23 protein-coding genes are annotated in these 26,478 nt (G+C 47.5%); 12 read left to right on the forward strand and 11 right to left on the reverse strand.

Annotated features, from left to right (window positions below; all coding sequences use genetic code 11):
* Window positions 1-115 precede the first annotated feature (115 nt).
* The 6 genes from rlmKL to rmf all read left to right on the forward strand — a co-directional run bounded on the left by rlmKL (window position 116) and on the right by rmf (window position 8,050).
* Entirely contained in the window at window positions 116-2,233 is a 2,118-nt protein-coding gene (gene rlmKL, locus M977_RS17910) for a bifunctional 23S rRNA (guanine(2069)-N(7))-methyltransferase RlmK/23S rRNA (guanine(2445)-N(2))-methyltransferase RlmL (RefSeq protein WP_064517590.1), read from the forward strand.
* Window positions 2,234-2,238: 5 nt separating this feature from the next.
* Complete coding sequence (locus M977_RS17915; protein ID WP_064517592.1) at window positions 2,239-4,146, forward strand: ABC transporter ATP-binding protein; 1,908 nt, start codon at window positions 2,239-2,241, stop codon at window positions 4,144-4,146.
* Between the two features lie 16 nt (window positions 4,147-4,162).
* Entirely contained in the window at window positions 4,163-5,431 is a 1,269-nt protein-coding gene (gene pqiA / locus M977_RS17920; protein WP_064517594.1) for a membrane integrity-associated transporter subunit PqiA, read from the forward strand.
* Window positions 5,421-7,061 (forward strand): intermembrane transport protein PqiB, encoded by a 1,641-nt coding sequence (gene pqiB / locus M977_RS17925; RefSeq protein WP_064517596.1) that lies wholly within the window; start codon window positions 5,421-5,423, stop codon window positions 7,059-7,061. The genes pqiA and pqiB overlap by 11 nt, the downstream gene beginning before the upstream one ends.
* The gene (pqiC, locus tag M977_RS17930; protein ID WP_064517598.1) at window positions 7,058-7,624 is read left to right on the forward strand and encodes a membrane integrity-associated transporter subunit PqiC; all 567 of its coding nucleotides are present in this window, start codon (window positions 7,058-7,060) and stop codon (window positions 7,622-7,624) included. Before pqiB ends, pqiC begins: the two co-directional genes overlap by 4 nt.
* A gap of 258 nt (window positions 7,625-7,882) precedes the next feature.
* On the forward strand, window positions 7,883-8,050 hold the full coding sequence (gene rmf, locus M977_RS17935; RefSeq protein WP_034456319.1) for a ribosome modulation factor: 168 nt from the start codon (window positions 7,883-7,885) through the stop codon (window positions 8,048-8,050).
* Window positions 8,051-8,232: 182 nt separating this feature from the next.
* Here the strand turns inward: rmf and fabA are convergent, their stop codons facing one another.
* Together fabA and M977_RS17945 are read right to left on the reverse strand one after the other, a co-directional pair.
* On the reverse strand, window positions 8,233-8,751 hold the full coding sequence (gene fabA, locus M977_RS17940) for a bifunctional 3-hydroxydecanoyl-ACP dehydratase/trans-2-decenoyl-ACP isomerase (RefSeq protein ID WP_034456318.1): 519 nt from the start codon (window positions 8,749-8,751) through the stop codon (window positions 8,233-8,235).
* A gap of 68 nt (window positions 8,752-8,819) precedes the next feature.
* A complete protein-coding gene (locus M977_RS17945) occupies window positions 8,820-10,574 on the reverse strand; it encodes an AAA family ATPase (protein ID WP_064517601.1) in 1,755 nt (584 codons plus the stop codon).
* Between the two features lie 175 nt (window positions 10,575-10,749).
* Between M977_RS17945 and matP the strand changes: the two genes are divergently transcribed.
* Window positions 10,750-11,202 carry a macrodomain Ter protein MatP gene (gene matP, locus M977_RS17950; RefSeq protein ID WP_064517602.1) on the forward strand — a complete coding sequence of 151 codons (453 nt, stop codon included), beginning with the start codon at window positions 10,750-10,752 and terminating at the stop codon, window positions 11,200-11,202.
* A gap of 105 nt (window positions 11,203-11,307) precedes the next feature.
* Here matP and ompA read toward each other — a convergent pair whose 3' ends face one another.
* Both ompA and sulA read right to left on the reverse strand, forming a co-directional pair.
* Entirely contained in the window at window positions 11,308-12,387 is a 1,080-nt protein-coding gene (gene ompA, locus M977_RS17955) for a porin OmpA (protein WP_134183548.1), read from the reverse strand.
* 359 nt (window positions 12,388-12,746) lie between these two features.
* Complete coding sequence (gene sulA, locus M977_RS17960) at window positions 12,747-13,256, reverse strand: SOS-induced cell division inhibitor SulA (protein ID WP_064517604.1); 510 nt, start codon at window positions 13,254-13,256, stop codon at window positions 12,747-12,749.
* A gap of 220 nt (window positions 13,257-13,476) precedes the next feature.
* On the opposite strand from sulA, the gene M977_RS17965 reads away from it, so the two are divergent.
* Window positions 13,477-14,091, forward strand: a complete 615-nt coding sequence (locus M977_RS17965; protein ID WP_064517606.1) for a TfoX/Sxy family DNA transformation protein — start codon at window positions 13,477-13,479, stop codon at window positions 14,089-14,091.
* On the opposite strand, the gene yccS is transcribed toward M977_RS17965, so the two are convergent.
* Together yccS and M977_RS17975 are read right to left on the reverse strand one after the other, a co-directional pair.
* Complete coding sequence (yccS, locus tag M977_RS17970) at window positions 14,088-16,223, reverse strand: YccS family putative transporter (protein ID WP_064517608.1); 2,136 nt, start codon at window positions 16,221-16,223, stop codon at window positions 14,088-14,090. The genes M977_RS17965 and yccS overlap by 4 nt on opposite strands.
* 24 nt (window positions 16,224-16,247) lie before the next feature.
* Window positions 16,248-16,694 (reverse strand): YccF domain-containing protein, encoded by a 447-nt coding sequence (locus M977_RS17975; RefSeq protein ID WP_064517694.1) that lies wholly within the window; start codon window positions 16,692-16,694, stop codon window positions 16,248-16,250.
* Window positions 16,695-16,825: 131 nt separating this feature from the next.
* On the opposite strand from M977_RS17975, the gene helD reads away from it, so the two are divergent.
* Window positions 16,826-18,880: a DNA helicase IV gene (helD, locus tag M977_RS17980; RefSeq protein ID WP_064517609.1), complete on the forward strand. Its 2,055-nt coding sequence runs from the start codon at window positions 16,826-16,828 to the stop codon at window positions 18,878-18,880.
* On the opposite strand, the gene mgsA is transcribed toward helD, so the two are convergent.
* Together mgsA and csgI are read right to left on the reverse strand one after the other, a co-directional pair.
* Window positions 18,881-19,339 carry a methylglyoxal synthase gene (mgsA, locus tag M977_RS17985; RefSeq protein ID WP_064517611.1) on the reverse strand — a complete coding sequence of 153 codons (459 nt, stop codon included), beginning with the start codon at window positions 19,337-19,339 and terminating at the stop codon, window positions 18,881-18,883.
* A gap of 95 nt (window positions 19,340-19,434) precedes the next feature.
* Window positions 19,435-20,100, reverse strand: a complete 666-nt coding sequence (gene csgI, locus M977_RS17990; protein ID WP_064517613.1) for a curli synthesis inhibitor — start codon at window positions 20,098-20,100, stop codon at window positions 19,435-19,437.
* A 187-nt stretch (window positions 20,101-20,287) separates the two neighbouring features.
* Between csgI and M977_RS17995 the strand changes: the two genes are divergently transcribed.
* Complete coding sequence (locus tag M977_RS17995; RefSeq protein ID WP_064517615.1) at window positions 20,288-20,701, forward strand: CoA-binding protein; 414 nt, start codon at window positions 20,288-20,290, stop codon at window positions 20,699-20,701.
* A gap of 28 nt (window positions 20,702-20,729) precedes the next feature.
* Here the strand turns inward: M977_RS17995 and hspQ are convergent, their stop codons facing one another.
* Together hspQ and rlmI are read right to left on the reverse strand one after the other, a co-directional pair.
* Window positions 20,730-21,047 carry a heat shock protein HspQ gene (hspQ, locus tag M977_RS18000; protein WP_064517617.1) on the reverse strand — a complete coding sequence of 106 codons (318 nt, stop codon included), beginning with the start codon at window positions 21,045-21,047 and terminating at the stop codon, window positions 20,730-20,732.
* Window positions 21,048-21,107: 60 nt separating this feature from the next.
* A complete protein-coding gene (gene rlmI, locus M977_RS18005) occupies window positions 21,108-22,337 on the reverse strand; it encodes a 23S rRNA (cytosine(1962)-C(5))-methyltransferase RlmI (protein WP_064517618.1) in 1,230 nt (409 codons plus the stop codon).
* Window positions 22,338-22,348: 11 nt separating this feature from the next.
* On the opposite strand from rlmI, the gene M977_RS18010 reads away from it, so the two are divergent.
* Together M977_RS18010 and M977_RS18015 are read left to right on the forward strand one after the other, a co-directional pair.
* On the forward strand, window positions 22,349-24,037 hold the full coding sequence (locus M977_RS18010) for a recombinase family protein (protein ID WP_064517620.1): 1,689 nt from the start codon (window positions 22,349-22,351) through the stop codon (window positions 24,035-24,037).
* Window positions 24,038-24,452: 415 nt separating this feature from the next.
* Window positions 24,453-25,130: a YagK/YfjJ domain-containing protein gene (locus tag M977_RS18015; protein WP_064517622.1), complete on the forward strand. Its 678-nt coding sequence runs from the start codon at window positions 24,453-24,455 to the stop codon at window positions 25,128-25,130.
* A 285-nt stretch (window positions 25,131-25,415) separates the two neighbouring features.
* On the opposite strand, the gene M977_RS18020 is transcribed toward M977_RS18015, so the two are convergent.
* Window positions 25,416-26,033, reverse strand: a complete 618-nt coding sequence (locus tag M977_RS18020) for a hypothetical protein (protein WP_064517624.1) — start codon at window positions 26,031-26,033, stop codon at window positions 25,416-25,418.
* Window positions 26,034-26,478: the final 445 nt, after the last annotated feature.

Raw genomic sequence — 26,478 nt, forward strand, 5'->3', positions numbered from 1 at the left:
GCGCTCCTTGCATAAATGAAGAAAAAGAGAATATAAGAGGCCAACTTTATGACATGCGTGGCGGATTGGCTATAATGCGCCACAATTTTCTTTTTATACCTGATTAAGTGACGATATGAATTCTCTGTTTGCCAGTACGGCGCGTGGGCTTGAAGAGCTATTAAAAACTGAACTGGAGGGCCTTGGTGCGCAAGCATGCCAGGTGGTTCAGGGCGGCGTACATTACCAGGGGGACTCACGTCTGCTCTATCAAAGCTTGATGTGGAGCCGTCTTGCGTCCCGCATTTTGCTGCCATTAAATGAATGCAGTGTTTATAGCGACCTGGATTTATATCTGGGTGTACAGACCATCGACTGGCCTGCATTGTTTGGCTCGGATGCCACATTTGCAGTGCATTTCAGTGGTCTGAATGACGTTATCCGTAACAGTCAGTACGGCGCGTTAAAAGTGAAGGATGCGATTGTTGACTCCTTCACACGTAAAAACTTGCCGCGTCCGAACGTTGAACGTGAACAACCAGATCTGCGCATTAACGTTTGGCTGAACAAAGATACCGCCAGCATCGCGCTGGATTTAAGCGGCGAAGGTCTACATCAGCGCGGTTACCGCGATAGCACTGGTGCTGCTCCTATTAAAGAAACGCTGGCATCAGCTATTGTTATGCGTTCAGGCTGGCAGCCGGGTACTCCGCTGCTCGATCCAATGTGCGGTTCCGGCACGCTGTTGATTGAAGCTGCGATGATCGCCACCGATCGTGCGCCTGGTTTACATCGCAAACATTGGGGCTTCCTTGGTTGGGCGAACCATGATTTCGATCTGTGGAAAGAGATCACCACCGAAGCACAGGTTCGCGCTCGCAAAGGCCTTGGCGAATATACTTCGCGTTTCTATGGTTCGGATAACGATTCACGCGTTATCGAACGCGCTCGTGCCAATACCCGTCGTGCGGGTCTGGGCGATATCATCAGTTACGAAGTCAAAGACGTGGCTAAATTAACCAATCCGCTGCCGGAAGGCCCGGTTGGTACGGTTGTCAGTAACCCGCCATACGGCGAGCGTCTGGATAGCGAACCTGCGCTGATTGCATTGCACAGCCTGCTTGGCCGCAATATGAAAAACCATTTTGGCGGCTGGAATTTGTCACTGTTTAGCGCATCTCCGGATTTGCTTAGCTGCCTGCAACTGCGTGCCGAACGCCAGTTTAAAGCGAAGAACGGCCCGCTGGATTGTGTTCAGAAAAACTATCAATTATCTGCCACCAGCACGGGTGTGCAATCAGGCCAGATCGCTGATGATTACGCGAACCGCCTGCGCAAAAATATCAAAAAACTCGATAAATGGGCGCGTCAGGAAGGCATCGAATGCTACCGAATTTACGATGCCGATTTGCCAGACTATAACGTTGCTGTTGACCGCTACGGCGAGTGGGTTGTGGTTCAGGAATACGCGCCGCCTAAAACGGTTGATGCCAATAAAGCACGTCAGCGTCTGTTTGACGTGATCGCTGCAACAATGTCTGTACTGGAATTGCCATCCAACCGACTGATCCTGAAAACCCGTGAACGCCAGAAAGGGAAAAGTCAGTATCAGAAAATGGATGAGAAAGGCGACTTCATGGAAGTGAGCGAATATAACGCTCGTCTATGGGTCAACCTGACTGACTATCTTGATACCGGTTTGTTCCTCGACCACCGTATTGCGCGCCAAATGCTGGGCAAAATGAGCAAAGGGAAAGATTTCCTTAACCTGTTTGCTTATACCGGCAGTGCGACAGTTCACGCAGGTTTAGGTGGTGCTAAAACGACGACCACCGTCGATATGTCTCGTACTTACCTGGAGTGGGCTGAGCGTAACTTGCGTCTTAACGGCTTGAGTGGCCGTGCACACCGCCTGGTTCAGGCTGATTGCCTGGGCTGGTTGCGTGAAACCGATGAACAGTTTGATCTGATTTTTATCGATCCACCGACGTTCTCAAACTCAAAACGAATGGAAGAATCTTTTGATGTTCAGCGCGACCATATCGTGCTGATGAAAGACCTTAAGCGTCTGTTGCGCCAGGGCGGCACCATTATGTTCTCCAACAATAAACGTGGCTTCAAAATGGACTTTGACGGGCTGGCTAATCTGGGCCTGAGTGCTCAGGAAATCACGCAGAAAACCTTGTCACAAGATTTTGCCCGTAATCGCCAAATTCATAACTGCTGGCTCGTTACTCACGTAGCCAAGGATTAATTGTCATGTCATTGATTAGTATGCACGGTGCCTGGTTGTCGTTTAGCGACGCACCGTTGTTAGATAACACCGAACTCCATATCGAAGAAAACGAACGCGTCTGTCTGGTTGGCCGTAACGGTGCAGGTAAATCCACACTGATGAAAATCCTCAACCGTGAAGTGCCGCTTGATGATGGGCGCATGGTTTACGAACAGGATTTGATTGTCGCGCGTTTGCAACAAGATCCTCCGCGTAATGTCGCGGGCACGGTTTACGACTTCGTTGCAGAAGGCGTGGAAGAGCAGGCCGAGTACCTCAAGGCCTATCACGATATCTCCCACAAAGTGATGACCGACCCGAGCGATAAAAACCTCAATGAAATGGCGCGTATCCAGGAGATTCTTGATCACCAGAATCTCTGGCAACTGGAGAGCCGCATTAATGAAGTGCTCGAACAATTAGGTCTGGAAGCTGACACTGAACTGTCGGCACTTTCTGGCGGCTGGTTGCGTAAAGCGGCACTGGGCCGTGCGCTGGTGAGTTCTCCACGCGTTCTGTTGCTTGATGAGCCAACTAACCACCTGGATATCGAAGCTATCGACTGGCTGGAAGGTTTCCTGAAAGAGTTCCAGGGCAGCATTATTTTCATCTCGCACGACCGTTCATTTATTCGCAATATGGCGACGCGTATCGTCGATCTTGATCGCGGCAAACTGGTTTCTTACCCTGGCGATTACGATCAGTATCTATTGGCAAAAGAAGAAGCACTGCGTGTTGAGGATCTGCAAAACGCCGAGTTTGATCGCAAACTTGCGCAAGAAGAAGTGTGGATCCGTCAGGGCATTAAAGCACGCCGTACGCGTAACGAAGGCCGTGTGCGTGCCTTGAAAGCGATGCGTAACGAACGTAGTGCTCGTCGTGAAGTGTTGGGCAGCGCCAAAATGCAAGTTGGTGAAGCGGCGCGTTCCGGCAAGATAGTCTTTGAAATGGAAAACGTGTTTTACCAGATCGCTAACAAAAACCTGGTGTCGGATTTCTCAGCCCAGGTACAGCGCAGCGACAAAATCGCGTTGGTGGGGCCAAACGGCTGTGGCAAAACCACATTGTTGAAACTGATGTTAGATCAGTTGAAAGCGGACAGCGGGCGCGTGCATTGCGGTACCAAGCTTGAAGTGGCGTACTTTGACCAACACCGCGCGGAGCTTGATCCTGATCGTACGGTAATGGACAACCTGGCGGAAGGTAAGCAAGAAGTGATGGTGAACGGCAAGCCACGCCATGTACTGGGTTACTTGCAGGACTTCCTTTTCCACCCGAAACGCGCCATGACTCCGGTTCGTGCGTTGTCTGGTGGTGAGCGTAACCGTCTTTTACTGGCGAAGTTATTCCTAAAACCTAGCAACTTGATGATTCTCGATGAACCGACGAATGACCTGGATGTCGAAACGCTCGAATTACTTGAAGAGTTGATTGATGGTTACCAGGGCACGGTTATGTTGGTGAGCCACGATCGTCAATTTGTGGACAACACTGTTACCGAATGCTGGATTTTTGAAGGCGAAGGCAAGATTGGTCGTTACGTCGGTGGTTATCATGACGCCAAAGGCCAACAGGCATCTGCGCAAACTTTACGCCACTCTGTGGCAGATAAGGCGCAAAACAACCAGCCTGCAAAGGCGGAAGTTGTTAAACGTGCAAGTAGCAAGCTAAGCTATAACCTGCAACGTGAATTAGAGCAATTACCACAACGTCTTGAACAACTTGAGGCGGAACTGGAAGCTATCCAGGCTAAGGTCGGGGATGGTGATTTTTTTAACCAGCCACACGATGTCACACAAAAAACATTGAGCGACCTGACCACGGCAGAAAAAGCACTGGAAGAGGCTTTTGAACGCTGGGAATATCTCGAAGCTCTGAAAAACGGCGCGTAACACAAGGAGACACGATATGTGTGCCACGCATCATCATCGTTCACACATATTATGCTCACAATGTGACTTACTGGTCGCGCTACCAGTATTGGAGGACGGCCATAAGGCCGTCTGTCCACGTTGCGGTACAACACTTCTTACTCAGTGGTCCTCACCACGTCAACGTCCTACAGCTTATGCGCTGGCAGCTCTGTTTATGTTGCTACTTGCCAACCTATTTCCCTTCATCAACATGAAAGTAGCAGGACTCAGCAGTGAAGTTTCGCTGCTTGAAATTCCAGGCGTCATGTTCAATGAAGACTACGCGAGCCTCGGCACTTTCTTTATGGTCTTTGTGCAGGCGGTGCCTACGTTCTGTTTAATCACGATTTTGTTATTAGTTAACCAGGTGGCATTACCACTAACTCTTAAAAAGCGCCTAGCACGAATCCTATTCCAGCTAAAGTCCTGGGGTATGGCCGAAATTTTTCTTGCTGGCGTCTTGGTGAGTTTCGTCAAATTAATGGCTTATGGCGATATTGGTGTCGGGAGCAGTTTTATTCCGTGGTGCCTGTTCTGTGTGTTGCAACTCCGGGCTTTCCAGTGTGTGGACCGGCGTTGGCTGTGGGATGATATTGCGCCTGAGCCGGCGATTTCGGTGCCGCTTAAAGTCGGTGTATCAGGCCTTCGTCAGGGGTTGCGTTCTTGTTCATGCTGCACAGCAATCGTGCCAGAGGATCAGGAAATTTGTCCGCGCTGCGAAACCAAAGGGTATGTTCGTCGCCGTCATAGCTTGCAATGGACACTCGCTCTGCTGCTGACTTCAATTATGCTTTACCTACCCGCAAATATATTGCCCATCATGATAACTGAAGTACTGGGCAGCAAAATCCCGTCGACGATTATTGCCGGGGTTATTTTGTTGTGGAGCGAAGGCTCTTATCCAGTGGCTGGAGTTATTTTCATCGCCAGTATTTTGGTTCCGACACTGAAAATGTTAGCGATTGCCTGGTTGTGCTGGGATGCTAAAGGCCACGGTCGGCGTGACAGTGAAAGAATGCATTTGATCTACGAGGTGGTCGAATTTGTCGGGCGTTGGTCAATGATCGATGTGTTCGTTATAGCAGTATTATCGGCCCTGGTGCGTATGGGAGGATTGATGAGTATCTACCCGGCGATCGGAGCCGTGATGTTTGCATTAGTAGTGATTTTGACAATGTTTGCAGCGATGACCTTTGACCCTCGCTTGTCCTGGGATCGCGCACCGGATTCAACTCATGAGGAGTCGTCTGAGCATGGAAAATAAAAGCGGGGAAGCAAAAGTAGCAAAGGTGAAAAATTGGTCCCCGGTATGGATTTTCCCTATCGTAACCGTGCTAATCGGCGCGTGGATCTTATTTTATCACTACAGCCATCAAGGGCCCGAAGTCGCGCTGATTACCACTAATGCCGAAGGCATCGAAGGTGGGAAAACCATGATTAAAAGCCGTAGTGTTAATGTGGGCGTGGTGGAAAGCGCGGTGCTGTCAGACGATTTGCTTCATGTCGAAATTACAGCCCGGCTGAATTCGGGCATGGAAAAACTTCTGCATAATGACTCGGTGTTTTGGGTCGTTAAGCCGCAAGTCGGGCGTGAAGGTATTTCCGGGCTTGGTACTCTGCTCTCCGGTGCATATATCGAACTGCAACCGGGCAATAAGGGGTCGCAATCTGCTAAATATGATTTGCTGGATGCTCCTCCATTGGCACCACCTGATGCTAAAGGTATTCGCGTTACCCTCGACAGTAATAAAGCAGGGCAGCTTTCTCCAGGTGACCCGGTGCTGTTCCGTGGCTACAGAGTTGGTTCAGTAGAAACGAGTACCTTTGATGCGGCGAAACGTAGCATCAGTTATCAGCTATTCATCAGTGCGCCGAACGATCGCCTGGTGACCAGTAACGTACGCTTTTGGAAAGACAGCGGTATTGCCGTTGATATGTCTTCGCAAGGTATGCGCGTAGAGATGGGGTCTCTTACAACGCTGTTTAGCGGCGGTGTAAGCTTTGACGTACCAGAAGGCTGGGAGCTTGGTAAACCTGCGAAACCGGGTAGCGAGTTCAACCTCTTCGACGATCAAAAAAGCATTCAGGATTCTCTGTATACCGATCATATTGACTACCTGATGTTCTTTAAAGATTCAGTGCGTGGCTTGCAGCCAGGAGCACCAGTTGAGTTCCGCGGTATTCGATTGGGAACCGTGGCTAAGGTGCCATTCTTTACCGATGGGATGCGCCAGAAGATCAATGATGATTTCCGTATTCCGGTTCTGATCCGTCTTGAACCTGAGCGTTTGCAAAATCTGGTCGGTGATGATGTTCATATTCAGGACAACATGACAGCCCTGATTAAACGTGGTTTACGAGCGTCTATGAAAACGGGCAGCATTGTTACCGGGGCACTGTTTATCGACCTGGATTTCAATCCTAAAGCGCCGCCGGTAACCGAATTACCGACATTTGCGGGTTACCCGATAATCCCAACGATGAGTGGTGGACTGGCGCAAATCCAACAACGCTTGTTGGAGACACTGGATAAGATTAACAACTTGCCGCTCAATCCGATGATTGAACAAACCACCAATTCGCTTGCGGAAAGTCAGCGAACCATGAAGCGCTTGCAGCAGACGCTCGATAATCTGAATAAGATTACCGCGAATAAGTCTATGCAATCTTTGCCTGAAGATATGCAGTCAACACTGCGTGAACTTAATCGCAGTATGCAGGGCTTCCAGCCGGGTTCTGCGGCCTACAACAAGATGGTGGCCGATATGCAGCGTCTTGACCAGGTTCTGCGTGAATTGCAACCTGTACTGCGCACGTTGAACGATAAGAGCAATTCGCTGGTCTTTGAAGCGAAGGATAAAAAAGATCCCCAGCCGAAGAGGGCGAAAGAATGAAAAAATGGCTCCCACTCTTTGCTGCATTGGCTCTAACGGCCTGTAGCAGCAGCGATAATGGAAAGACCTATTACCAGCTACCTCAGAGCTCCGCACCTGCCATGCAGGCTGTGAGCCAGCCTGGAACTCATTTATTGTGGGTAGAGCAGGTTGCAGTTCCTGATTACCTCGCCGGCAATGGCGTGGTTTATCAGACCAGTGAGGTGCAGTACGTCATTGCCTCCAGCAATTTGTGGGCAAGTCCGTTGGATCAGCAATTGCGAAATACTCTTGTCAGCAATCTGAGTAGCGCGTTACCTGGTTGGGTGGTGGCATCACAACCACTTGGCAACGATCAGGATACTCTGAATGTTAACGTGACCGGTTTTCACGGACGTTATGACGGGAAAGTAATTGTAAGTGGCGAGTGGTTGCTCAAACATCAGGGGCAATTGATTAAACGTCCGTTCCATGTTGAGTTGAAGCAAGAAGCTGATGGTTATGATGCCATGGTGAAAACCTTAGCTCAGGCCTGGCAGCAAGAAGCGAAAAGTATCGCTGGTGAGCTGACTCGCTTTAACTAATCATCTCAGTAGCACAAAAAAGCTGCGTCATTCGCCTACAAAGCGGAACGCAGCTTTTCTTTTGGCATTAATTTGTTAGCCATGCGTTCTCACACTTTTTGTACAAAACAAAACTCTTGTAGCTCACATTTATGACATTGGCGTGAATTTTGCGCATTGACGATAGAGTCTTTAGGAGTTATTGCTTATATGTGGTTGCACGTTTTGTGGCCACTGTTTTCTTTCCACCAGATTATATAGAAATGAGGGAAACGAGGCATGAAGAGACAAAAACGAGATCGCCTGGAACGGGCTCATCAACGTGGTTATCAAGCAGGTATCGTCGGACGCTCCAAAGAGATGTGTCCCTATCAGACACTGAATCAAAGGTCGTACTGGATGGGAGGCTGGCGAGAAGCCATGGAAGACAGGGCGGTTACCGCGTAATCACTGTCTCTTTAGAAGAAGAAACCTCCGCATAGCGGAGGTTTCGCGTTTATACCCGTCATCTTTCAAGCCGCAGGGGTGTTGGCTGCACTCACTTACCCGAATCACTTACCTAAGTAAGCTCATCGGGATAAACTCCCTGGCCGCCTATCTGCAACTTGAATGCTAACGGGTATAGAGGACTAGAAAGCGGTAGTGTCTTTGAACAGACCGACTTTCAGATCGGTCGCGGTGTAGATCACACGGCCATCAACCAGCACTTCACCATCAGCCAGGCCCATAATCAGGCGGCGATTGATAACGCGTTTGAAGTGAATACGGTAGGTGACTTTCTTCGCTGTAGGCAAGATCTGGCCCGCGAGTTTAACTTCACCCACGCCCAGTGCACGGCCTTTACCTTCACCGCCTAACCAGCCGAGGTAAAAACCTACCAACTGCCACATCGCATCCAGACCCAGGCAACCAGGCATTACTGGATCGCCGATAAAGTGGCAACCGAAGAACCACAGGTCAGGATTAATATCTAATTCTGCTTCAACGTAACCTTTATCGAAGTTACCGCCGTCTTCGGTCATCTTGACGACGCGGTCCATCATCAGCATGGATGGCGCAGGCAAACGTGGGCCTTCAGCACCAAACAGTTCGCCACGACCAGAGGCAAGAAGATCTTCTTTTGTATAGGATTCGCGTTTATCTACCATGTTTACAGTAAGCCTTATTGTAATGAAGCACGCATGTTAGCTAACACGTGTACGCTCAACAAGTCCGATCAGTTTTGATTGAACCAATTGAGCCAACGCAGTGGCCATGGATAGCGGTGCCGAATATCTTGCGCGGATGCCTGAGCGATTCGCTCTTGTACCGCGCGCATGAGTGTATTTTGCCCTTCGCCATCCCATGGCAGATTTGTTAATAAGGGTAGTGCATCAGTGACATCATCGATGGCCCAAATGGTGAATTGCCCTTGTTCTACAGCATCCAGAACGTCCTGGTGCAGGCAAAGGTGACGCACATTGGAAACAGGAATAATCACCCCTTGCTTGCCGGTAAACTCGCGTTGCTGGCAAATACGGAAGAAACCTTCAATCTTCTCATTCAGGCCGCCAACCGGTTGTACACGACCAAACTGGTCGACTGAACCCGTCACTGCGATGTGCTGATAAATCGGTACATTCGCCAGCGCACTGATTAATGCACACAGTTCGGCCATTGAGGCGCTGTCGCCATCCACCTCACTATAAGACTGTTCAAAAGTCAGAGATGCAGAGAAGGGGATTTGTTGGTCAAGCTGCAGTTCAGACATCAAAAATGCCTGCATGATCATCATGCCTTTCGCATGAATATTGCCGCCTAACTCAGCTTTGCGTTCAACGTCAGTAAATTCACCATCACCGACATGCACCACACAGCTGATACGGGAAGGTTCACCAAATGCACGTGGATGCCCAGGGAACTCAATCACCGACAAGGCGTTGATCTGGCCAACCATTTCCCCTTCGGTTTCGATGAGGATTTGCTCAAGCAGAATTTCATCCTGCATGCGTTCAGCAAGATAACCTTCACGCCATTCACGCTGTGCCAGCATTTGCGTCAGTTCTTCAGCACCGAAGCTGTCTTCTTCAGTGAAGGCTGCGACTTCGCGCAACTGACGGCTTATCCATGATGGACACAGTGGCAGCGTTTCCTGGTCGCCGGTATAACGCACGGCTTCACGGATTAACGCTGGCCATGCATCAGTTGCAGGGGCAGGCAGAGATTTTGATTTGGCGACTGCGTAAATCCACTGGCACCACAACGCCATATCGTCAGCAGAAGCAATCTGCAGGTTTTCTTCAAATTCGCTATAAATCGCCGAAGTAGCCAGCTCAGGTTCCATATCCTGGAAGTCTGCCAGCGATTCGCGCTCGCCAACCAGAACCAGTTTCAGGCTCAATGGTAACGAAGGAATATTGATTGGAAGAGGACGCGTTTCGTCGGGTGAAATCCAGTCGAAGCGACCCTGAATGACCATTTGCTTCAGGCGCAGCCACAACAGCGGTTGTGCTAATACGCTACGCAACGATAGCACCAGAATGCCACCGTTGGCACGGTGAACCAGGCCCGGAGTCAGAGTAATTTCACCTGCAAACTGACGCACGCAGCCAAACAGCTGGTCCGCTTCAATCCAGTCGGCAGCGACAACCTCAGACAGTCCTGCAAAATTGTCTTCTGCGGACTCGGCCGGCCGTAACGTTGCCTGACTGCCTTCTACTAGGTAGTGGCCGCCCGTCAGAGCGTTGTCTTGCGACCAGCACTCACGTGCTGCTTCGGTAATAAGATTAAGGTATTCGGCTTCTTCAGCGGCTTTTACCAGCATCAGATCGGCCGAGGCTACCGGTTGGCTGAGCTGCACCAGTCCGTACGACAGACGGGGTTGCACAGCGGAGAAAGGGGCAGTTTCGGAATCATAAGGCTGTGCGAAAATTTCCTGATAGCTTTCGGTATCAGGTACAAGAGCACGCCATTCAAGTCGATTAGTCGTCAAAGTCGCTATTTATTAATTAGATGTCAAAGGCGCGATTATACAAGAATAGGGAAGGTAGCACACGGTTTATGCGGAGCGGCAAGTTTACTTAGCTCACAGCTTTCATTTTTCAGGTAAGCGAAAATAAAAAAAACTGTTATTCTGAAATGAGTTACACGGTCACACTGAGATCGCAATGAAATATCAACAGTTGGAAAATCTCGAGAGCGGCTGGAAGTGGAAGTATCTGGTCAAAAAACACCGCGAAGGCGAATTAATTACACGTTACATCGAAGCTAGTGCGGCGAAAGAAGCCGTTGATGAACTGTTACGCTTCGAAAATGAACCTGTGCATGTGTTGAGCTGGATTGAGAAACATATGAATCCAGAGCTTCATAATCGTATGAAGCAAACTATCCGCGCGCGGCGTAAAAGGCACTTTAATGCCGAGCATCAACATACCCGTAAGAAGTCCATCGACCTTGAATATTTGGTTTGGCAGCGGTTAGCAGGGCTTGCTCATCGACGAGGGTGTACCCTCTCAGAAACTATTGTGCAATTGATTGAAGATGCTGAGCGTAAAGAGCAATACGCCAATCAGATGTCATCGCTCAAACAGGATCTCCAGGCTTTGCTAGGCAAAGAGTAGAGGGGCGGTTGTATTGACCCTGAGCTCTGCTTTTCGGTTCTGTGCATTCACCAAAGAATAAAAACAAAAAACCCCGCCTAAGCGGGGTTTTTTTATAACGGTAACTTATGCCGCAGGCTGAGTTACAACGTCTTTGATACCTTTAACTTCGATCTCTACGCGACGATCTGGAGCCAGGCAATCAATCAGTTTAGCTTTAGGAGCTACGTTATCACAGGTGTTGCCAGTAACTGGGTTAGATTCGCCCATACCGCGTGGGGAGATCTTGTTAGCTGGGATACCTTTAGAGATCAGGTAATCAACAACAGACTGTGCACGTTTGTCAGACAGTTTCTGGTTGTACTGGTCAGAACCGATACGGTCGGTGAAGCCCAGAACTACAACAGAACCATCTTTCGGGTCGAGGTTGCTCAGCTGAGTATACAGCTGATCCAGTGCCTGCTGACCTTCTGGTTTCAGAGTTGCTTTGTTGAAGTTGAACAGAACATCAGACTTCAGAGTGAAGTGCTTGGTCTGTACTTCTGGAGCTGGTGCTGGAGCTGGAGCTACTACTGGAGCTGCAACTTCGCCCTGACCGAAACGGTAAGAAACACCCAGGCTCAACAAGCCGTTGTCTGGACGAGTACCAACGGTAGCAGCGTCACCAATGTTGTTAGTCCACTGGTATTCCAGACGGGTAGCGATATCGCGGGTAACTGCCCACTCGATACCACCAGCAGCCAATGGAGATACGCCAGTGTCGTGATCGCTTACACGGTTACCAGCAGCATTCATAGCTGTAGAATCTGCACGCCATACCATACCACCCAGACGAGTGTAGATGTCCAGATCGTCAGTGATTGGGTAGCCCAGTTTAGCGGTCAATTGAACGCCTTGCGCTTTGAAAGCACCGTTTTCTACGCTGCCTTTATATGGCATACGACCTAACCAGTCATAACCCATTTCAAAACCAACGTACGGGTTAACCTGGTAACCACCGAACGCACCAGCACCCAGTTGGCTGTCATGAGTTGGGCCATTACCGATGCCGTTATCATAGCCGTTCTGGTTAGAGAAACCGGTGTCGTGGAATTGGGACCAACCCAACTTACCACCTGCATACCAGGTGTTATCTTTCGGTGCGGCCTGCGCTACGGTAGCGAAGCCAGCCAGTGCCACTGCAATCGCGATAGCTGTCTTTTTCATTTTTTGCGCCTCATTATCATCCAAAAAGGCCATGAGCTTTAAAATCGCTCTAAAGCCCAGGGTTAAATCCTTCGCCCGAGTTTATGCTCACTTGTTACTCTACCGATCAATCGGTGTTATGAAGAGCAACCCTGGCGAGCTAAAGTCTACAACGTAGTTTAAAACTTACAAGTGTGAAGTCCGTCAGGCATATGAAAAAAAACGACTTGTATACACATTTTCTAACATTTTTGCGCGTAATTCACACTCTAAAGATTTGCTGGAAGGCCGCCTGGAGCGGCTTGGGACGCGGATTCTTGATAATTCACAATGAATTGTCAAGGGTTCATAAAAAGTTCCAAGAATTCTCTTAAATTTACTTAATGATACAAACTAGAATGAATTTTTAGCTCACTTCGTGGTCGACACCCTGTTTCCGAGATACGGGTTGGTCGCATAATGAAGCCGATTGCATTCCCCATTTCGGCAGCAGATGACAATTGCAAATGCTCTTCATCCGTCAATTCTTCAGGTAACCAACCGATAACAACGCTGTAATTTCCTGTCTGCAATGCTTTTACCATAGCATCTACGGTGAAAAGTGGATCTAACTGGCTCACTTGCATAACTTTTGCCAGCGGAAGACCTGCCGATTGTAGCCACTGACGACTTAATTTCTGCTGTGGTGTTAGCCACAGCTGCCAACGTGACTGTTGCCCCAGTTGTTGAAGCAGTGGCAATAAAACCAGTTGTGTAACCCATGGCTGATCTTCGCTGTAGATCACTTCACTGATCAACCCTTTAATGTTGTTACCCGCAGATGACTGGGCCGTAGAAGGCACAGCATTTGTAACAGTGGCAACCTGAGTTCGAACGTTATGTGAATGCATCGTTAATCCCGCCTGATGGGTTACTGTATGGATATACAGTAATGCCTGTTTGGATAAAGATCAATCTAAATTTCGGAAAGTGTCTCGCAATTTCATCATGTAATTCGACGGAAAGTGAGAATGTGATTGCGGTGAGTGATTAGGTTACTTATTTTCGTATTACAGGGAGCGCTAATAAACCGTATCGATAAATTACTGCATGATATTTAAGGATATATTCATGAAAAGAAGATCTTATGCGAGGATTCATCAATCTAAAGAATACTTATCCCCACTGGGAGAAATTGGCTGCCGGTCACTATTTGGTGGGTATAGCTTGATGGTACAAAACGTTGTGTTTGCCATGGTTTCAGAAGGGGAGCTTTATCTGCGAGCATGTGAACAAACGGAAGTCTATTTTGTTAAACGAGCCTCGCAGCCTCTGCTTTACAATAAACGTGGACGTACTATCGAACTAAATTATTACCGCGTTGATGAGGGGTTGTGGAGCGATCGTGAAAAGTTAGTTCAACTGTCAATGGATGCTCTATTCAGTGCCCGTCGCGAAAAATCCCGGCAGCGTGCTCAGCAAAGGCTTAAAGATTTACCCAATTTAACGCACAGTCTGGAGATGATGTTGTGGGAAGTCGGTATTGCTGATGTGCGTACCCTTCATGCCTTCGGCGCAAAGCGCTCTTGGATAAAGCTCAGAGGCGTTAAGAAAGGGCTTGGCGTACAGGTATTGCTGGCATTAGCTGGCGCTATTTGCGGAATTCATGAGGCCGCACTCCCGGCGGCAACACGCCAGGAGTTGGTCGAGTGGGGACATCATTACGAGAAACGCCAAAGACGTTAATTGTGTTGTTGCGACACAAGTTGTTGAAGGCGCGATATTTCTGGTAATAGCGCAACCAGCAGACCAATCTGCTGAAGCACCAGTGGCTCTTTGGAGTCTGGTTGCGGTTCAAGTGTGGTTATACGTTCAGATAGTCCCTGAAGTGCTTTTTGTACTCGCTCTTCATCTGCTGGCAGGTGATGAAGTGCATCGTCGACGTAGCACACAGCATCATCAAGCAGTAGCAAAATATCCTCGTTGATCAGTTTTTCACGATGTGCACCCAACGCTGAGATATAGCTGTTGAAGGTGTGATTCAGACACAATAGGCGAAATGCTGTTTCCCGCATCTCCGCTGAAACACGCGGTTCAGACGACATATTCGACACAACTGAAGCCAGTTCAGCATCTTTATTATGTGCGTCCCGGCGTGCAATACGGTACTCAAGCCTATTGTCACGACCCTGGTGATATTGCTCAAGAATCGCATCCAGATAACGGCAGTTAGCGTTAAATGCACGCTCCACCACTAATGGCAACCGGCGAAAACGCCAGTCAGGCCAAATGAAACTTACGGCGGCCCAGGCGATGGCACATCCTAATAAGGTATCGAAGATACGTGGCATTGCGACTTCAAATCCTTCGCCCAACAGGTTGAAACAGAGCAACACCAGCAAGGTGATAAACATGGTGGCGTGCGCATATTGCACATTGCGAAAAGCAAAGAAGAGCACGCCAGTAATCACAATTAAAACAAGCTGTCCTTCAATTGATGGCACAAAGAACAATACCGGAAGCCCGACGGCCACACCCACCAAAGTACCAATAATACGCAAAGCCAGGCGTCGGCGAGTGGCGCTGTAGTTAGGTTGGCAAACGAAGAGACTGGTCAAAAGTATCCAGTAGCCATGTTTTAACCCGGTGAATTGAATAAATGCATAGCCGACGCACAGTACAACGGACATGCGCACCGCATGGCGGAATAACGCTGATTCTGGTGTTAAATTGCGTTTTAATCGCTGCCAGATATCTCCAAAGCCAGTTAAGCGATCATCCAACAGGCGGTTTTCAATATCGCTGTGCGGAGCGGCGAGGGCTTGTTCAGATTCAATAGTGGCTAACTGAGCATCAATGGCGCGCAAATTACTCACCAGGAAGCCAAGTGCTTTTAATTCACTCGCCAGATACTGATCCGTTTTTAATCTCTCAATGGCGGCGTCAAGATGGGTAAACGCGCGCTCGAACCGTGGGTCATGTTGATATTTCACGCGTAATAAAACGGAGCGTGAAAGCTGCAAGCAGGCCTGAGATTGCATAGTTAACAGGCGTTGAAAGCGAAACATAATGTCGCTGTAGCGAAACTTATCGCGCAGTGCCTGGTACTGGATGTGGGAAGAGCTGGCGCGCTCGTGAATATCCTGAGCGACAAAATAGTAGTGCAGAGTCCGCCGAGTGCCTCTCTGTCCACGATCTCCGCGTAAGCGTGTCAGCAACGAACCTTTGGTTTGATTCAGCACTGTCACAAGCTGGCTATTTGCCATCGCGAGCTCAAGCATTGGTGCCTGGCTTTCTTCTTCGATATCCGGGTCAAATAGGGTTGCTTTGACTTCGAGATAATGCGCGAGGCTTTCATAACAGCGAGCCAGGTTATCCTGAAGCGGTCGAATTGGGAATATAAGATGCCCGGCAAGCGTCAGTAAGTTGTACCAGATGGCACCTGCCAGCAGCAAAATGGGTTGTTGATACCAGTGATCGTACAAAGAAATGCCGAGCATGGTATAGATGGCGATAAGCAACGCCCCAAATGCGATAGTGGCGTACCGCTGACCTAACCCACCCAGAAGAATGAACCCGCTGGTAGAAACCATTAGCCCAATACCAAACAGCACAGGCCATGGATATAACAACTCCACCGAAGCGGAAGCGATGAAGAAACTAACCAAAGTAATCAGAAGATTACGTAAACGGCCGGTGAGACGGTCATCTAAATCTGCAAGAGCTGCTGCAACAACGCCAAGCGTTAACGGAATAGTTAGCTTGACCTCGCCCAACCACCATGGGAACGCAGCAGTGCCTGTAAGCGCAATGAAAATACGTAAGTTATAGAGCCAGGTGCTGTTCCAGGTATAGCGGCGCAAAATTGGGCTAAGCATTAATACTCACTATTCTTGTCAAATTTACTGGAAACGACGTCGTGCATTAGCTTCACGCGCAGCCTGTGCAGTTTCTACAGAAACGACACGGCGACCCACAGGCCAAAGTGCAATCGCTGCTATCTTGAAGTTAGCGATTCCTACAGGAATGCCGATAATAGTGATGCACTGTGCAATCCCGGTACAGATGTGCAGCACACAGAGCCACCAGCCGAAAAACACCAGCCAAAGAATGTTTAGCAGCGTACCGCCGGTGTTCAGGATGGCGCTTTTACCCTGCGGATTGAGATCATCAACATGGACAGCTTCGTTGCCGTACGGAACGAATGAGAGTTTAGTTATCTCCCAGCAGGAACGAGTCAGCGGGAGAGTGAAAATAAAAATGATACTGACGAGAGTGGCCAGCAACCAAGAGAGAGTGGTGAGAAAACCACCCAGTACAAAGTTCAATACATTAAGGACTGTACGCATAATCACTCTTTGTTGGTATGAATGTTGATAAATGAATAACCACAGCAATTGTAACGCGTTTTTACTCTGGAGCGTCATTCCTTCGGCGGGTAAACTTAACCACAACCATTTTTTGGATCAGGCAAAGCGTAATGGAATTGAAAGCGACCTCACTTGGCAAACATTTAGCACAACATCCCTACAATCGGGTGAGATTACTGACTGCGGGTGTAGAGGTAAAGGGTGACCGTCATGAATACCTTATTCCATTCAATCAGTTAATCGCAATTAATTGCAAGCGCGGTCTGGTTTGGGGCGAGCTGGAATTTGTCTTGCCCGATGATAAAGTCGTGCGTTTGCATGGTACGGAATGGAGTGAAACGCAACACTTCTATCATCACCTGAACGAACAGTGGCAGAACTGGAGCACTGAAATGAGCGAAGTGGCAGCTCAGGTGCTACAACAGCAATATGCCGAAATAACACGCAGGGTTCAGCAAGAGAAATGGTTTAAACGCAGTGATATGCAGGCGTTACAGCAAAATGTTCGCGCTGCGTTTTCAGCGCTACCGCTGCCATTAGCACGGCTTGATGAATTCGAAAATTGCCGCGAACTTTGGTTTCATTGTAAAGCCTGGCTTGAACAAGGTGATACGCGCCGCCATCAACGCAATACCGCTTTTACCAATCACATGCTGGAAAAGTATGCTGATTTTTTCCAGCACATCGAAAGTTCTCCGCTGAATCCTTCTCAGGCTCGTGCTGTCGTCAATGGCGAAGATTCGCTATTAGTGGTCGCGGGGGCGGGGAGTGGCAAAACCTCCGTTCTTGTTGCACGTGCCGGTTGGCTATTACAACGCGGCGAAGCCAGTGAAGAGCAAATCCTGTTGCTGGCATTTGGGCGCAAAGCTGCGCAGGAGATGGATCAGCGAATTGCCGAACGCTTGAATACCGATGCTATCTCCGCTCGTACGTTTCATGCTCTTGCACTGCATATCATTCAGCAAGGTAGTAAAAAAGTACCGCGGGTTAGCGAACTGGAATCCGATACTTCGGCACGTCACAAATTGCTAATTGAAAGCTGGCAACAGCAGTGTCGTGAGAAAAAAGCGCAGGCAAAAGGCTGGCGTGAGTGGTTACGAGACGAGCTGCAATGGGACGTGCCGGAAGGGGAATACTGGAAAGATGAACGATTGGCAAAGCGTCTGGCAAGCCGGTTAGATCGCTGGTTGGGATTAATGCGTATGCATGGTGGTTCGCAGGCAGAAATGATTGCCGAGGCGCCTGAAGAGATCGGCGATCTCTTTGCCAAACGCGTCAAGCTGATGGCCCCTTTACTGAAAAGTTGGAAAACTGCGCTGAAAGCTGAAGAAGCAGTCGATTTTTCAGGCTTGATACATCAGGCTATTAATGTGCTGGAAAAGGGGCGGTTTATTAGCCCGTGGAAGCATATTTTAGTGGATGAATTTCAGGATATCTCGCCGCAGCGTGCAGCACTGCTGGCGGCACTCAGAAAACAAAACTCGCATACTTCTCTATATGCGGTGGGTGATGACTGGCAGGCAATTTATCGATTCAGTGGTGCAGAAATGTCGCTGACCACCGCTTTTGCTCACCATTTTGGCGATGCAGACCAGTGTGCGTTAGATACCACTTATCGCTTCAACGATCGTATAGGTGAAATAGCGAATCTGTTCGTACAGCAAAATCCGCATCAGTTGGCTAAGCCATTAAATAGTCTATCTAAAGGCGATAAAAAATCCGTCACATTATTGGCTGATGACCAGCTCGAAGCGCTGCTGGATAAGATGAGCGGGTATGTGAATCCGCAGCAGCGCATTCTCGTTCTGGCCCGTTACCATCATTTACGCCCGGCGATTCTGGAAAAGGCAGCAACACGCTGGCCAAAACTCGCCATTGATTTTATGACTGTTCATGCCAGTAAAGGGCAGCAGGCTGACTACGTTGTGGTGTTAGGCTTACAGCAGGGTAAAGATGGTTTCCCGGCTTTGGCTCGAGAATCGGTAATGGAAAAAGCATTATTGCCGCAGCCGGAAGATTATCCAGATGCTGAAGAAAGGCGATTATTGTATGTGGCGATGACGCGGGCCCGTCATCGAGTCTGGCTTTTATTCAACAAACAGGAGCCGTCCAGTTTTGTCGATATCCTGAAACATCTTGGCGTGCCCGCAGCAAACCGACCGTAATTACTTCAGTCGTTCTGCCAGATAACGTGCGTAATCGGGGATTAAAATTTCAACTGCCTGATTAAAGCCCGGCGACTGAATAATAAAATCGGCGGTTGATAAGTTAGTTGCAACAGGTATGTTCCACACAGTTGCCAGACGTAGTAATGCTTTAACGTCAGGATCGTGTGGAACTGCATTAAGCGGGTCCCAGAAGAAAATCAGCACATCAATTTTCCCTTCGGAAATCAACGCACCGACTTGCTGATCGCCGCCCATCGGGCCACTAAGCATAGCGTTGACATCAAGACCGCTGCCACGCTGGATGAGATTTCCGGTGGTGCCGGTCGCGTACAACACGTGATGTGAAAGATTAACTTTATGGCGCTCCACCCATTTCAATAAGGCGTCTTTACAGTGGTCATGTGCAACCAGCGCAATATGTTTTTTTTCCCCCAGGGTGCGGGTCGTTAATTCCATTGGTTAATCCTGATTGATTTATATTGGCTACAGCTTACTGGAAGCCACTGATGCTGCAAGAGAAGGGTGTCAAAAATGCGGGGTTTGGAAGCCAATTATTGCGTTGGATTATCTTTTGCCCATTGCAAGAAACGGTCGCGGGTAGGTTTATCTGCTTGTAGAAACCAATATCTGAGGCGCTGCTCGATTAACGTATCGGATTGACGAGGCGGAGCGTCGAGTTCAGATGTTTTCGAGAGTAGTTCGCTGTCGTCTGCCATCATCGTGGCGAATCCTTTTACCGCCGCCGTTTTCCCCGATTTGTTGTAAACCTGAGTATCCCGCTCGTAGTCGATTCCCTGTGATGCGTTTTTAACCGGCAAAATATCCACTTTCGATGGGATGACTCCAGCATCACCATCGAGCAGCTGAAGATGAGGTGCCAGGTCAAATTCATCGCTGTCTTTATCATTTTCAATACGTGGAATATTGAAATTTACCTGGCTGACTTCTTTGGTATCGAAACTCACCACTAAAGGTGGGGAAATATAAAGGCGCTGTTCTCGCGTATTAGTTCTGATATTTTTTTCTACACGAAATACTAACTGATGCGGACCATTGTCCAACTCAATGCTATCAGCACCTCTTAGCAAAGAACTGGAAACTTTTTTCCCATCCAGTACCAGCAAGTCGATCTCTGTTGATAGGCGCAGAGTTGTCGCCCTCGATTCACAAGGCAAAAGAAGGACCCAACATAGTGCGATTAAGAACACGGTTCTCATCAATTTCTCCTGCCTGAGGGTAAATAGGACCATCCCTTACTGAATGTTTCAAAATTTTTCATACGGGCGCCTCATTAACATATAGACATATTCCCAATAATTGCTCTACTACCTGCGTATGGGAAAGATGGTGAGACAGTAACGGATGGCATACACTTTTGATTACTGAGTCCCAGCGGAGAGAGTGATGAAACAGGCTGATATCGAAACTATTCTAAAAGATACCCGAACAATTGCGCTGGTCGGTGCCAGTGATAAGCCAGATCGCCCAAGCTATCGGGTGATGGCGTATTTGCTCGATCAAGGATATGAAGTGATCCCGGTGTCCCCAAAAGTGGCGGGTAAAACCCTGCTAGGGCAGCAAGGTTATGGCTCACTTGCGGAAATCCCTAAGAAAGTTGATATGGTCGACGTGTTCAGAAATTCGGAAGCAGCATGGGAAGTAGCACGCGAAGCGATAGCCATTGGCGCCAAAACGTTATGGATGCAGTTAGGCGTGATTAATGAGCAAGCTGCTGTCCTTGCACAAGATGCCGGTTTAAACGTGGTGATGGATAAATGCCCGGCGATTGAAATCCCGAGACTAGGTCTGGCTAAATAATAAAAACCCCGCGATTGCGGGGTTTTTGCTAATTACGCAGGCGAGGTGCCTGAAGCTGTTGCCGTATCGAAGCCGCCAATTCATCCATCGACGGTTGTTCGGGATGCTCGTCTTGTGACTCCCCACTTAACTGGGCTTCAGCAAGATAGGTGTGCACGGCCTGGCCATCATCATCTTCCATCACTACATGATACCAGGGGGCACTACGGAGGACATCATTGTCGGCCAGTTCATCTTCTGCCGGTTCATCCAGAGAATATTCCGGGTCGATATCGACCACTACCCCAAGATAACCCAATAAAGAGTGTCGTACTTGCTGGCCTATGCCGAATTTGCTGGCAATCATAGTCACCTCCTGAGAAACATTACCTGCCATTAATGTGCGGGCAAGTTTTTGTAATTCAAGTTACATGATGCGACAGGCAAACCCTTTCAGATACAGCCCTTCCGGGTAGGTGGCGATCACTGGGTGATCGGCGGCCTGACGGAACTGCTCTATAAATTGTACATCACGCCCGGCATCTACGGCGGCATCAGCGATGATTTTCTGGAATAAATCTGTCGTCATTAAACCAGAACATGAGAACGTCATCAGAATGCCACCCGGATTCAACAGCTGAATTGCCAGCATATTGATATCTTTGTAGCCACGGCAGGCACCCATCAGCTGGTTCTTATTCTCGACGAATTTTGGTGGATCCATAATGATAACGTCGAACTTCTCACCCTGATCGCGGTATTTGCGCAGCAGTTTGAATACATCATCACGCACGAATTCAGCTTTGCTCAGGTCGAGTTTGTTCAGCTCAACGTTTTGCTTCGCAACATCTAATGCATCCTGAGATGTATCAACACTGACAACCTGGCTGCAGCCACCCATTAATGCGGAAACTGCAAAACCGCCGGTGTAAGAGAAGCAGTTCAGCACGCGCTTATCTTTCACGTACTGGCGAGTTGCAAAGCGGCTATCGCGCTGGTCAAGGTAGTAACCCGTTTTATGGCCGCCTTTAATATCGACCAGCAACTTCATGCCGTGCTCTTCGATTGGCAACAAATCAGGTGGGAGTTCACCGCTTACTGGACCTTGCGTCAGTTCCATTCCTTCTTTCTTACGCACCGCAACATCGGAACGGTCGTAAATAGCGCATTCTGGATAGAGATTTTGCAAAGCAGCAATCAGCGCAGGGCGTTGATATTCCGCGCCAGCGGAAAGTAATTGCAGCACAAGGAAGTTGCCGAAGCGGTCAATCGTCACACCTGGCAAACCATCAGATTCGCCAGCAATCAGACGATAACTATCCAGTCCGTCACGAGCCGCGAGCCATTCACGCCAGAACTGTGCCTGCTGCAAACGACGAGTGAAGAAATCAATGTCGATGCTTTCATTAGCATCGAAAGTCCAGACGCGTGCACGAATTTGCGAAGATGGTGAATAAGCGGCGCGTGCCAGCCATTTGCCATTGCTGTCGACAACATCAATTGTTTCACCGAGATTGGCTTTGCCTTCCATGCGTGCAACAGCACCAGAAAACACCCACGGATGACGGCGCAATAACGATTTTTCGCGCCCTTTGGTTAACACTAAACGGGGAAACCTTGTAAAATCTGATTTTTGGCTTTGTTCTGAACTACTCATTAGGCGCTCCCATGGAAAAACGCAAACTATACAGTTATATACGCTGGTCGAGTGATAAACAGGCTAAAGGCTCATCACTTCAACGCCAGCTTGAAACGGCGCGTAGAGTAGCACATGAGAATGATCTTGAGCTTGTTGAAATCATCGATGCAGGTCTATCAGCGTTCAAATCAAAGCATCTTGAGCATGGTAATTTGGGCGCATTTATCGAAGCTGTTAAAGCTGGAGAGATTGCCAACGATTCGTGGCTTACCGTTGAAAGCTTAGACCGTATAAGTCGTGATGAAATTCTAAAGGCCCAAAGGCTTTTCATGGAATTGCTCGAATTAGGTATCACCATCTATACGGGTATGGATAACCGAATCTACACCAAGGCAAGTGTTACGGATAACCCGATGGAATTGATGCTTTCTATCATGACCTTTTCGAGGGCAAACCAAGAAAGCATGGTCAAGTCTAAACGCCAGAAGTCAGCAGCACAATTAAAAGTCGATAAATTCAAAGCAGGTGAACGGGATGCAAGCGGGTATCCATTCGCGATTCGTAGTTCTGGCGCGAATGTGTTTTGGTCTGACGTTTCTGATGGAACTGTGAAGCCGCATGAATATTATTTCCCAATAGCGAAAGTGATAGTTTCGATGCGTTTGAAGGGGTGGGGATACATGCGAATAGCGAAGTACCTCAATGAAAATTACACTCCACCGAAAGGAACGGCAAAGAGAAAGCATTTCAAGGATATGTGGTCGCCCAAGCTTGTATGCAATTTCCTTCAGTCCAGAACCCTCATGGGGGAAAAATCAATTCGTGTAGATGGTGTTGAGCATATTCTCAAAGATTACTACCCGCAGGTAATGACCGAATCGGAATACTATGGTTTGCAAAGCATAATCAATAGAAAGCTGGCAAACGAACCAAGAGACTACATACCGTTGCTTACAGGTATAAGGCGGTTTAAATGCGAATGTGGTGCTTCTATGGTTGCCTTCTATCAGTACGATAAAATTCGTTACCGATGCGATGGTATGAAGTCTTTGGATAAGCGTATGCATTGTGGAGCCAAGTCCTTTAATGGCGCAGCGATCGAAAATGCGATTGTTCAGATATGTGCCGATAAAATCTTTAAAGATGTGAAGCAACACACCTCAAATATAAGCGCCATACAAGCAATGCTTAACGATGCGCAGAAGAAGCACAAACGTGGTATGGATATGCTGCTTGAGGATAATGCCCCGAACGGTTTGAACGTAATGCTTGTTGAAATCGAAAAGAAAATCGAAGAACTTCAACGTCAGTTGAACGTTGAACTAATCAAAAATGCTGAGGTTGACACTTCCGTAAGCTGGGATGCGGTACCAGAAAATTATAAAGATGTTAGCAATCTTGAGCGGTTGGAAATCAAACAAAAAATTCAGGCTAGTACCCTATCTATCATTTGCACGACCACCAAAGCGAAAGGGCAGCTTTTTGATGTCACGTTCAAAGACGGGGATCTAATTCGCTTTTACTGTGACAAGAAATTCGTCTATGTGGACTACCACACCATAAACAACGCCGCTAGGCTTAGGGCAGAGGGTATAGTTCTTCATGATCATATCGATATTTTAATCGATAAAGAGGCATTTAATGCACGTATTCAAGCGGAATATAAGATAGCTGGGTTTTTGCAAGAACGAACGCTAGTAGATTTGTTTGATATATAGGGTGCGACGTATTTGAACATAGGACTGGCAGCAATGCCCGTCCACAAAGACGAAGCAGAACGTGCACAAGGTAACATTGCAAAACTCATTGTGTTTTGATATGATAAATATTGTTGCTTTTCATTGCAACATTTCATGATTGATGATTTTGGTTTTCTTAACCCTTCGCTTTACTTAAAACCCTTATGCTTTCTGGCAGTGTGCTGTTCCATCCAGCGTCTTTTGTCACCTCCGTGTTACGGGTTTTAAATATTATCTTGTCTACACATTATCAGTTGGGTCTTTAGCTAGCCGTCTTTTCATTGTGCGTCTTTTCATTGTGCGTCTTTTCATTGTGCGTTTTTTAATCATTGCATTATGCCGAATTCATTTGGCGTGGTGCGCTATTGTCTGTTGCCTTGGGGGTAACGTTATTATGTTTGTATCATCAAAGAAAAAGGGTCGGTCTAAACTGATTCAGTCTGGTAACTATATTCATGAAGGTATTGAATATGACGTCAACTATAGAGATGACGAAAAATGGTCACCTTTGAATACTGATATCTTGGATAAGTTCACCAATGAAATACTTGCCATGCGTCAGAAATATAGTCGTATATGTGCAATCAGATTTGATCTACATGTACCTGATGGAATACCTGTTGCAGAATCAAATACACTGGTAAGCAGGTTATTCACGAAACTTAAAGATAAGTTCAAAGCGAAAAAGTGGGATCACCAACCTATCAAAAATTTCGCATACGGTTGGGTTGGGGAAATAGAAAAAGCAAAGCATGCACATTATCATCTTTGGATTGCAGTGCCTGGCAATCAGGTTAAAGGCTCAGGCCACCGTGATTACGGAATGTTCAAGACAATAAATGATATATGGTCTGAATTGACAAATGGTCAAGGTGGTTCACACTTGCCTGAAAAGCCAGCTTATATGATCAGCAGATATGACGATGTAGTTTTGCATGATTTTGTTTACAGAGTTTCATACCTGGCGAAAGAAAGAGGAAAGTATTCATGGGGTGACAAAACAAAGCGTTTTGATGGTTCCAGGTTATATGGTGCAATGATGAAGCAACCCGTATTGAAATTTGCTGCATAACGCTTTTATCATATTATAATTTCGAGATATTAACCCATATCTGCGACAACCTTGTGTATACCGCACGATGAATGTTTAACTTACACAAAATGCGTGCAAAAAACGATTACGGTTGAATACGTGACTCTTTGCCATGTGTTGCATTTCAGGATAGGAAAAAACATGGCTACGCTCGTTACATCATCGCGGAACGTCGATAGGTTTTTGAACCCGTGCAGATTTCCGCTGGATAAAATTACGTCACACTTAAAGTTGTGATGTTACTTTTCAATAATTTTATATTTTCTATCTGACTTTACGTGCATCTACGCATGTTTTGCACCATGCCATAAGCTTATCGGCGTTTTCAGTGCTGGGATAATAACTGGTTCGTTTTCTTCGTATTTTGCACTTAGGGCACCATTTCATGTGTCTGGTATTTTTATCTCCACGTAAGCAGTCAGTGCACCATATAGTTATACCGTCAGAATGTTTGCCCGATTTACTAAATTTACTGAATGGCAACATAATCCTGCATCGAGTGCACTGTTTGAATTGTTCTTCGCTTTCTTGCTCGATAGGAAGAACTGGGGCACTTATTTCCGGTTTACGTACTGACGTTACGCCTTGGTCAGTTCCGCTGGTTTTTTTGGTAACTGGCACTATTGACTGGCGAAAATTTTCGATTTTAGACGTGGCATTTTGATAGGCATCTCCAGGCGTGACTTGAGTCTGTTGCGGTGGGTGAAATGTTGTTTGTGAATTATCAACAACTTTTGTTCGTTCAACCCTGATTTCGCCTGTTTCAGTCTTGTAGGTGTCAGTTTGTCTGATGACGGTTCGATCATTGGTCTTGGATTTATTTTGATTGATCACATATATGACTACAACTACCACCCCTGCAACAATCCAGAAAATTTCCATGTCATCACCCTTAATGAGATTACGATAATAATAATTCGTAGATGAATATGCCGTCAATGAATCTAGGGGGGCGAAAGGAAATTTAATCACGCTCAATAGATTACACTCAATGATAATGTTGCTCTACGATTTATTCTTGTTTGGTTTTTGAGTAAAATTTTCACGCTCAAGTTCGTGGAGCGAGTATCAGTATCATCCAGCTTCAATCATGTATTTGTTAAATTCGGTTAATGTAAAATTATTGTGAATACAAGAGTTATTTTCTACAAGAAAACAATCTTGTAAGACAGATGATGCGTCATTGTAAAGAGAGGTGATAGGAATTGATGTTTTTTAGTGTTCACACATCTTAAAATCGATATAGTTAAAACACGGGCGTAGCCCGATCACGTAGTGAGCATCGCGAACAAGTGACAATTAACATGCTTAGTTTACGTGTGATTAA

This window comes from Buttiauxella gaviniae ATCC 51604 (assembly GCF_001654835.1).
Lineage (GTDB): Bacteria > Pseudomonadota > Gammaproteobacteria > Enterobacterales > Enterobacteriaceae > Buttiauxella > Buttiauxella gaviniae.